The sequence below is a fragment of the Azospirillum sp. B21 genome, assembly GCF_008364825.1.
Classification (GTDB): Bacteria; Pseudomonadota; Alphaproteobacteria; order Azospirillales; family Azospirillaceae; genus Azospirillum.
The window spans coordinates 1-8839 of the sequence record NZ_VTTO01000042.1; the positions used below are offsets into that span (position 1 = coordinate 1).

Below are 8839 nucleotides of genomic sequence, written 5' to 3' on the forward strand. Positions count from 1 at the left end.
CAGTCCCTGCTCGCAGCATAAGTTCTATTTTCGTTCCTACATCCCGGACAATCTGATCACTTTCGTGTAGTGACCCCTCCTTGGTCCGCCGGAGTTGGCGCCCGACAGCGTAACGAAAGACGGCCGGAAGCTGGAGGGCTGGGGGAACACGGGACCAGAGGGTTTGGATCACCGTCCGCCCCTTGCGGGTCCGGCGTTGGGCCTGACCTGCCACCGTGCGCTGGGACCAGCGGAAGCCGATCTCGCCAAAATACAGGTCGGCATGGTCGCGACTGATGTGATGGAAAACGCCGGCGATCGTGCGCCGGACACGATCGTTGAAGCCCTCGGCCGAGTTGGCATGCACGCTGCCGCGAACATACTCGCGCTGAGAATGGCGAACGGTATCGTGCGCAGCGAACGCGCTGCCGATGGCGACGAACGCCTTCCATTCGTCGCTCATCAGGTGCGCGTTGGGATCGACAGCGGCTTCCAGCACCCGCTCAGCCTCGTCGAGCGACAGATCAGCAACCACGGCGGCACGGGCTTCGCCCGCCGGTGTCCCCGACTCCCGACCGCTTGGCCGCTGGACGACCGCGAGTGCTGGCGTCTTCGTCGTGCGGGGCTGGCCCTTGCGTCCGCGCCCCAGTTTGGGAGGGTTGGGATCACGCCGCGGCTTGGCGCCGAAATGGAACTCGTCAATCTCCACCGTCCCGCCCAGCGGGTGGTCGCGTAGCACCAGGAGCCGTAGGACATGGCCCATCCGCCATGCCGTTGGCTGGCTGACGCCGAGTGCTTCGGCCAAGCGGATGGACGAGATGCCCTTGTCCGATTGCAGGATGAACCACAGCCCCATGAGCCAGGTCCGCAACGGCAGCTTCGTTCCATGCAGCGGGGTTCGCGTCGTCACGGTGAACTGGTAGCGGCAGTCCGGATTGCAGCACTGATAAAGCCCTGGCCGCGACCGTCGTCCTATGTCGCGCCCGGCCAGGGTGATCGAACGCCGCGAGCCGCAGGCCGGACAGAGCCGTCCGTTCGGCCACACCATCGCCTCAACCAGCCGGCGGCACCGCTCCTCGTCGTGGAATGCTTCGGTCATCTCCGCCACGGTCCGAATGGCAGTCAGCTCTTCGAGCACCGATCCCATCGTCCCCTCCGTGCTTGATGGCTGAGAGTCGCACGTAAACGCTGGAAGAGCTACGCCTTACTGTGTTTGGTTGATAATGGCGAACAACGCTAAGGCAGAACGGACAAAGAACTCCGTTCATGGATCAGCATCCTCGCTTCCGTTTATGCCAAGAGCTGCATAGAGCGCGGTCTTTCCGACCTTGATGCGCGCCGCGGCTTCACGAACCGTGAGACCTTGGCCGAGGAGCGCCTTTGCCCGGCGGAGCTTGTCCTCGGTCACCACCGGCGTGCGCCCACCCTTCCGGCCACGAGCGACAGCAGCGACCAAACCAGCACGGGTCCGTTCCCGGATGAGGTCACGCTCGAACTGGCCGAGAGCGCCGAAGATGTGGAACACCAGCCGGCCGCCGGGCGTGGTCGTGTCGATCGCTTCGGTCAGCGACCGAAAGCCGACGCCACGGGCCTCCAGCATGTTTACCGTTTCGATCAGGTGCGGCAGAGACCGTCCGAGCCGGTCCAGCTTCCAGACCACCAGACTGTCGCCGGCCCGTACGAAGGCGATGGCCGCCGCCAGCCCAGGTCGATCAGCCTTGGCTCCGGATGCTTGATCCTGGAAGACCCGTTCGCAGTCTGCCTTGGCCAAGGCATCGATTTGCAGAGCCGGATCCTGATCAGCGGTCGAGACTCTGGCATAGCCGATGTTCGCCACCGCCCGCTCCGTTTGTCCGGAAACCCGTCCGACAAACTATGTGTCCGGAAAGCCGTCGTCAACGTGGGTTTCCGGACAGTTTGGCGGCTGGCCGTCAAACGGCGGGATGACGGACGGGGCGGATGATCCCGATCATACGTCGCGCAGCTGAACCGGGGCTGAACGGGTCGCTCAGCTTCGGTTCACCTGTGCGCGTGTTCCGTGTGGCCGCCGTCCCGAACCCGAGCATGACAGGCTCCAGGTTCGGTCTTGCCATCACGACGGACGAGCGACCGTCGGTGGGCGGTTGCCGGTTTCGCCTGTCGTTCGCCGAGGAAGCCCGCCGATGACGCTGCCCACCTACCGTTCGATCCTGCTGCGCGTCGCGGTCGCGGCGCTGTGCCTCGCCGTGACGGTCGGCGTCATGGCCTTCCTCGTCGAGATGGAAATCGCCGACACGCGGGTGTCCGAGCTTGCCAAGCGCGAATCCGCCGCTTTCCTGGCCGACGCCCGCGAAGCCCTATCGTCCAAAGCCGGAGCCGCGCAGGCCGAAGCCCTGCTGCGCCGCTTCATGAGCAACCGCAACGACGCGCATCGGGTCGAAACCGATGGTGTCTTCATCGTCGCCGAACCCTACGCCGCCGCCCAGGCCAAGACTGCGGAATATGTCATGCCGGGGGCCGAGTGAGCCGAGGAGCGGCTGACGGCGAGTCGCCATCTGTTCCCCCTGGCTGGCGGCTTCCGCTACGAGCGCTTTCATTTGGACGGCCTGTTCTTCATCCAGACGATGGAGCCGCTGCTCGACCGGGAGGGCTGGGTTCTCGGCTACTTCGAAAGCGTCTTTCAGTTGTCCGCCGAACGCTCCGGCGAGATCGTGAAGGACATCGCGATGATGGTCGCCGTGTCCTCGCTGTCGGTCCTGGCGGCGGCGCTGGTGCTGCTGCCGATCTTCGTCGCCTTCAACCGCGGCGTCATGGGCCTGTCGCGCCGGCTGCTGGACGCCAACATCGACATCCTGACCGTGCTGGGCAGCGCCATCGCCAAGCGCGACAGCGACACCCACGCGCACAATTACCGCGTGACCATCCTGGCGATCCGTCTGGCCGAGGCGATGGACCTGGACGCCGCCAGCATCCGGCGACTGGTGAAGGGGGCGTTCCTGCACGACGTCGGCAAGATCGCCATCCCCGACCACATCCTGCTGAAGCCCGGCAAGCTGGATGCCGACGAGTTCGCGGTGATGAAGACCCATGTCGTCCGCGGGCTGGACATCCTGCACTCGTCGGCGTGGCTGGCGGACGCCGCCGACGTGGTGGGCGGCCATCATGAGAAGTTCGACGGATCCGGCTACCCGGCGGGCTTCGCCGGCGGCGCCATCCCGGCCATCGCCCGCATCTTCGCCATCGCCGATGTGTTCGACGCCCTGACCTCGCGCCGCCCCTACAAGGATCCGATGCCCTTCGCCGCCGCCATGGACATCCTGCACGCCGGAGCGGGAGGGCATTTCGACCCGGATATGCTGGCGCGGTTCGCCGCCATCGCCGAGGGCCTGCACGGGCGGCTGACCACGCTGGGCGACGTGGGCGTGGAAGGCGAACTGCGCCGTCTGGTCGGGCATTACTTCGTGTCGTCTCCGGCGTGAGGGGGACGCGGATACCAAGCGTCATCTTTCAGCGGACGGCAGGCGAAGCTCGGCGCGAAGCCCGCCGAGCGGCGAGTCCGCGAGCCGGATGTTGCCGCCATACAGGCGCGCCAGATCCCGCACCACGGCCAGACCCAGCCCCGTGCCGGGGACACTCTCGTCAAGCCGGACGCCAGGGTTGAGGGCGATGTCGCGGGGCTCTTCGGGCAGGCCGGCGCCGTCGTCGTCGACGGTGATGCACAGCATGCCCCCGGCATCGACCCGCGAGGCGACGGCGACGCGGTGGCGCGCCCACTTGCAGGCGTTGTCCAGCAGATTGCCCAGCATCTCGTCGAGATCCTCCCGTTCGCCGGCGAAGACATGCTCCGGCGCGACGTCGATCGCGATCTCCAGCATCGCCGCGGCGTGCAGTTTCCGCATGACACGAGCCAACGCGGAGACGCAGCCGACCACCGGGGTGCTGATGCCGGGCACGCCGCGCGCCGCTGCCGCCCGCGCCCGCGCCATGTGATGGTCCACATGCCGGCACAGGATATCCACGCGGCGGACGATGTCCGCCCCGACCGCCCGCGCGTTGCGTTCGTCGAGCGAGCCGGCCTCGTTCGCCAGAACCGCCAGATTCGTCTTGAGCGCATGCGCCAGATTGCCGGCCTGCAACCGTCCCCGGCCGATGATCTCGTCCGCGTGGGCCAGCAGCGCGTTCAGGTCCTCGACCAACGGCTGGACCTCGGTCGGCATCGCTTCCGCGAAGCGCTTCTTCCGGCCGGCGCGCACTTCGGTCAGTTCGCGGCGCAGCCGAGACAGCGGCTTGAGCCCGACCTCCACCTGAACCAGCGCCGCCAGGATCAGCGTCGCGGCGAGGACCCCGAGCGACAGCGTGAGGGTGAGGTTGAACGCCTGTGTGACTTGGGCCAGTTCCTCTTGGGCGGCGCCGACGGCGATCCGGTAGGGATTGGGCCGCTCGGGAAACACGACCGAGCGTTCCAGAACCGTCAGGGGCTGGCCAGCCGGTCCCGCCACGACGTGGTGGTGGATCTCGCCGTTGGCGACCTCGTCGGCGGGCAAGGCCAGGACGCTGTCCCACAGCGACCGCGAGCGCACAAGCGGATCCCCGGCACCGCCGACCTGCCAATACAGGCCGGAAAGCGGCTGACGGAATCGCGGATCGCTCAAGGGCTGGCGCAGCGCCGGCCGGCCATCCGCGTCCGGTTCCAGCGCGGCCGCCAGCTGCTCCAGGTGATTGGCCAACTCGGCTTCGAAGCGTTGGCGGACGTGGTCGCCAAACAGGCTGGCGAGGATGAACCCGGCGACGGCAAGGGCCAGAGCGATCCACACCGCCGCGCCGACCAGCAGCCGGAAACGCAGCGAACCGGTCTGGATCGTGGCCCATCTCATGGCTCGTCCACCCGATACCCCAGGCCGCGCACCGTCTTGATGATGTCGACGCCGAGCTTGCGGCGCAGACGCCCGACGAACACCTCGACCGTGTTGGAATCGCGGTCGAAGTCCTGGGCGTAGACGTGCTCGATCAGTTCGCTGCGCGAGACCACCTGCCCCTTGCGGTGCATGAGGTAGGAGAGCACCCGGTACTCGTAGGCGGTGAGTTCCACCAGTTCGCCGCCCACGCTCACCCGGCCGGTCCGCGTGTCGAGCGTCACGCCGCCGCAGACGATCTCAGCCGTCGCGTGGCCCTTGGCGCGGCGGATCAGCGCCCGGATGCGGGCGAGCAGTTCCTCCATGCTGAACGGCTTGGCGAGGTAGTCGTCGGCACCGGCATCGATGCCCTGCACCTTCTCGTTCCAGGCGCCGCGAGCGGTGAGGATCAGCACGGGCATCGTCACCGCGTTCCGCCGCCAGCCGCGCAGCACCGACAGCCCGTCGATCTTCGGCAGGCCGAGGTCGAGGACCACCGCGTCGTAGGGTTCGGTCTCGCCGAGAAACCGCCCCTCCTCGCCGTCCGTCGCCAGATCGACGGCGTAGCCCTCGGCTTCCAGGCGCAGCTTCAACTGGCGCCCCAGATCCGGGGTGTCTTCCACCACGAGCACGCGCATGGCCCTACCTCCGTTCCCCGCGGCGCCGCTCGCGCCCCTTGGCGCGCAGGAGTTCTCCCGTCGCGGCATCGTACTCCAGCTTCAGGATGCGGCCGTCGGCGGCGATCAGCTTGAGCTCGTAGCGGAAGCCGGCGTTCTCGTCCTCCAGATCGACATCCAGGATCTCGCCGCCGAACCGCGCCTTGGCGCTCTCGACGATCCGCTCCAGCGGCAGGATGCGTCCGGCCTGCAAGGCTTCCCGTGCGCGGTCATGGTCGTCTCCGGCCAAAGCGCCGGCCGATCCCGCGAAGAGCAGGCCGCAGACCAGGATGGGCAGTGCTGAACCGATGGACATGCGCACCTCGAACTCCGGCTTGAGTCTCGCCCGCCGCTGGGTGGGGTGGAAGCCAGCGTATCGTCGCATCCCTGAACCGCCGATGAACCGCCCGTTCAGGCTCGCCTCAGGTGACCTCGGGCAAAGTGCGGTTCATCGAGCGCTCCGGCGCTCATCCAGCGCCAAAGGTGAAGCTATGTCCAAGACCGCAATCGTCGCCGTCCTCGCCGCCTTGACCCTGTCCGGGGCCGCCCATGCCGGCGACCGCCACCGCGACCGGGCATTCCAGGCGACCGGCCCGCAACCGATCGCCGAACTCCTCAAGGTCGGTGGCGGCACCGCCACCGGCACGGTCGGCCGGGTCGCCGCCAATTGGTTCGTGCTCAACGACGGCCAGACCGAGATCGACGTCACCAACCACGACGTACTGCCGGAGGGAATCCAGACCGGCGCCCCGATCACCGTCGTCGGCGCGGTCCGACACGGCGCCATCCAGGCCAGCCGGATCATCCGCGATGACGGCACCGCCTTCGGCGGCGACGCTTTCCAGGAACGTGGCCGCCGTCACCATGACGACGACTGAACCAGGAGCGCCCCTATGCTCAGGACGATGATCGTTCACAGCCTCCTCGCCGCGCTCGTCATCGGCGCACTGGCCATCGGCTATCAGGCGTCCGCCCAGGGGCTGCCGAGCCTCGCCGGGCTTTGGAGCGCCGACGCCGCGCACGACGACTGACCCCCAGCCCGCACCGCCCCAGTCTGCACCGTCCCAGTCTGCACCGACGCCAAGAGAGACCGCCATGGCCAACCGCAAACCGACCGCCGCCGAAAGGACCTTCCTCCTGCTGTTCCACGCGACGGTCTCGGGGGGCTTCCTCGTCGCCTACCTGACCGGGGACGAGGACACCTACGGCATGCACGTCTTCTCCGGTTACGCCGTCCTGGCTGCCCTGGCCTTGCGGGCGGTCGCCGGGGTGGTGGTGGCTGAAGGCAGTCCGCTGCGTTTCCCGAAACCCGCCGTCCGGCCGGCGCTGGACTGGCTGGCCCGCCTGCTGAGCGGCGATGCGAAGGCCCGCACCGAACGCAGCCCGCTGATCGCCTGGATGGCCGTGGCCCTTCTCGCCGGGGTCGGCCTCACGGCCGTCTCCGGTGCCTTGGCGGATTTCGTGGTCAAGCTCGAAGACCTGCACGAAGCCCTCGGCGAGGCCGCCTTGTGGATCGCCGCCGTGCATGTCGGGCTGATCTTCTGGCTGCACTGGCTCAAGCGTCCCCGGCCGGCGACCGTCCCCCGTTGGCCGTCGCGCCGCCCCGATCTCTCCAACCGAGTGAGCCCATGAAATCGCCCCTCCTCCTCGCCGCCGTCGCGACGCTCGCCACCGGCGTCGCCCTGGCGGCGACCGCCGATCCCAACCGTACGAAGATCCTCGACGGCTACGCCGCCCAGGCGAAGGCGCAGAGTCCCGAGTTTGCGGCCTTCTCGGCCGACCGTGGCCGCGCCCTCTACCTGGGTCCGCACAGCGGCGGCAAGGCCGAGACCCCAGCCTGCGCCGCCTGCCACACCGAGAACCCCACGGCGCAGGGGCGCCATTACAAGACCGGGCGCGCCATCGAACCGATGGCGGTCTCGGTCACGCCCAAGCGGTTCACCGACCCGGCCGAGGTCGAGAAGCGCTTCGAGCGCGATTGCCCCAACGTCCTCGGCCGGGCCTGCACCGCCCGCGAGAAGGGCGACTTCATCACCTTTCTGGCGAGCCGATAGACATGCGCTTTTCGATCGCGGCCACGGCCGCCCTGCTCCTGACCGGCAACGCCACGCTGGCGAGCGAATTCGAACGGGTGCCACCCGTGACCCATGCGGCGACGCTGAAGGAATGTGGCGAGTGTCACATGGCCTATCAGCCGGGCCTGCTGCCCGCCGCCGGCTGGACCCGCATCATGGACGGGCTGGCCGACCATTTCGGCGACAAGGCCAGCCTGCCGCCCGACGTTGCGGCGGACATCCGTGGGTACCTGACCCGGAATGCCGGCGGTGGCGACGGACAACTTGTCCGCATCACCGATCAGCGCTGGTGGCTGCGCAAACACCGCTTCGACCCCACCGTCTGGCAGCGCAGGACGGTGGGCGCCAAGGGCAACTGCGAGGCGTGCCACCGCACGGCGGCCAAGGGCCTTTACGAGGACGACTGAACGTCCGGTGGAAGGCTCTGTTGCAAACTCTTCCTGTAGGCGCGTGATGATATCGACCGGCATCACTGCCGGAGGCTACGCAGCCTGAAGTTCGAGCTGCTGATTGACGAGCTGAACGGCTTCGGCGAGCACGCAGGGGCCGACGTTGAAGGCGCGCTCGACAAGGCGCGCCTCGCCCTGCATGTTACGGGTCAGGTTGAAGGCGGCGGCCTGCCCTTTGCGGAGCGCGCGCATCACCTCGAACCCCTTGATCGTCGCATAAGCCGTCCTCAGGGTCTTGAAGCCCCGCACCGGCCGAATCAGCTGCTTCAACTTGCCGTGGTCGGCCTCGACGACATTGTTCAGGTACTTGACCTGCCGATGTTCCGTCTCCTCGGGACATTTGCCCTCGGCCTTCAGCTCCGCTAGGGCTGGCCCATAAGTGGGCGCCTTGTCGGTGTTGATGACCATCGGCTTCTCCCAATCCTTCAGGCCGTTCAGCGCCTTGCCGAGGAAACGCTTGGCGGCCGCGGTATTCCGCGTGGGCGAAAGGTAGAAGTCGATGGTGTTGCCGTGCTTGTCGACGGCCCGGTACAGGTAGGCCCACTTGCCACCGACCTTCACATAGGTTTCATCGACCCGCCAACTGGTCGATCGTGGGCAGCGCCACTGCCAGCGCAGCCGTTTCTCGATCTCGGGGGCATACTTCTGGACCCAACGGTAGATGGTGGTGTGGTCGACCGTGACGCCGCGCTCGGCCATCATCTGCTCGAGGTCACGGTAGCTGATCCCGTACGGCATTGTCACATAAACCGCGGGGCTGGCGAGCTCCTGTTGCACTGGGCATAGTGGCGGGATGAGACGTGAGCCCG

General features: G+C 67.5%; 13 protein-coding genes. 7 read left to right on the plus strand and 6 right to left on the minus strand.

The genetic code is table 11. From position 1 onward, the window contains the following. Positions 1-1126, minus strand: a 1126-nt coding sequence (locus tag FZ983_RS33670; protein WP_247884087.1) for an IS1595 family transposase, incomplete at its 3' end; no start/stop codon positions are given. A 117-nt stretch (positions 1127-1243) separates the two neighbouring features. Beyond that, positions 1244-1816, minus strand: a complete 573-nt coding sequence (locus FZ983_RS33675; protein ID WP_149229068.1) for a recombinase family protein — start codon at positions 1814-1816, stop codon at positions 1244-1246. Between the two features lie 325 nt (positions 1817-2141). Here FZ983_RS33675 and FZ983_RS34955 point away from each other — a divergent pair, with 325 nt between their 5' ends. Together FZ983_RS34955 and FZ983_RS33680 are read left to right on the plus strand one after the other, a co-directional pair. Continuing rightward, positions 2142-2483: a hypothetical protein gene (locus FZ983_RS34955; RefSeq protein WP_247884088.1), complete on the plus strand. Its 342-nt coding sequence runs from the start codon at positions 2142-2144 to the stop codon at positions 2481-2483. Positions 2484-2555: 72 nt separating this feature from the next. Beyond that, complete coding sequence (locus FZ983_RS33680; protein ID WP_247884089.1) at positions 2556-3437, plus strand: HD domain-containing phosphohydrolase; 882 nt, start codon at positions 2556-2558, stop codon at positions 3435-3437. A 21-nt stretch (positions 3438-3458) separates the two neighbouring features. On the opposite strand, the gene FZ983_RS33685 is transcribed toward FZ983_RS33680, so the two are convergent. The 3 genes from FZ983_RS33685 to FZ983_RS33695 are packed head-to-tail and all read right to left on the minus strand — an operon-like array spanning position 3459 to position 5891. After that, a complete protein-coding gene (locus tag FZ983_RS33685) occupies positions 3459-4832 on the minus strand; it encodes a sensor histidine kinase (RefSeq protein ID WP_149229069.1) in 1374 nt (457 codons plus the stop codon). Then, entirely contained in the window at positions 4829-5488 is a 660-nt protein-coding gene (locus FZ983_RS33690; protein WP_149229070.1) for a response regulator transcription factor, read from the minus strand. The genes FZ983_RS33685 and FZ983_RS33690 overlap by 4 nt, the downstream gene beginning before the upstream one ends. 4 nt (positions 5489-5492) lie before the next feature. Then, positions 5493-5891 (minus strand): PepSY domain-containing protein, encoded by a 399-nt coding sequence (locus FZ983_RS33695; RefSeq protein WP_247884090.1) that lies wholly within the window; start codon positions 5889-5891, stop codon positions 5493-5495. A 106-nt stretch (positions 5892-5997) separates the two neighbouring features. On the opposite strand from FZ983_RS33695, the gene FZ983_RS33700 reads away from it, so the two are divergent. The 5 genes from FZ983_RS33700 (at position 5998) to FZ983_RS33715 (ending at position 7988) form a co-directional block, all read left to right on the plus strand. Then, positions 5998-6384, plus strand: coding sequence for a cytochrome c maturation protein CcmE (locus tag FZ983_RS33700; protein WP_149229071.1), 387 nt, complete (start codon positions 5998-6000; stop codon positions 6382-6384). A gap of 15 nt (positions 6385-6399) precedes the next feature. Continuing rightward, positions 6400-6537 (plus strand): hypothetical protein, encoded by a 138-nt coding sequence (locus FZ983_RS34475; protein ID WP_188092628.1) that lies wholly within the window; start codon positions 6400-6402, stop codon positions 6535-6537. A gap of 64 nt (positions 6538-6601) precedes the next feature. After that, a complete protein-coding gene (locus tag FZ983_RS33705; RefSeq protein WP_149229072.1) occupies positions 6602-7138 on the plus strand; it encodes a hypothetical protein in 537 nt (178 codons plus the stop codon). Further along, positions 7135-7560: a DUF1924 domain-containing protein gene (locus tag FZ983_RS33710; RefSeq protein ID WP_149229073.1), complete on the plus strand. Its 426-nt coding sequence runs from the start codon at positions 7135-7137 to the stop codon at positions 7558-7560. The genes FZ983_RS33705 and FZ983_RS33710 overlap by 4 nt, the downstream gene beginning before the upstream one ends. 2 nt (positions 7561-7562) lie before the next feature. Continuing rightward, positions 7563-7988 (plus strand): cytochrome C, encoded by a 426-nt coding sequence (locus FZ983_RS33715; protein WP_149229074.1) that lies wholly within the window; start codon positions 7563-7565, stop codon positions 7986-7988. A 75-nt stretch (positions 7989-8063) separates the two neighbouring features. Here the strand turns inward: FZ983_RS33715 and FZ983_RS33720 are convergent, their stop codons facing one another. Beyond that, a complete protein-coding gene (locus tag FZ983_RS33720; RefSeq protein ID WP_247884091.1) occupies positions 8064-8807 on the minus strand; it encodes an IS6 family transposase in 744 nt (247 codons plus the stop codon). Positions 8808-8839: the final 32 nt, after the last annotated feature.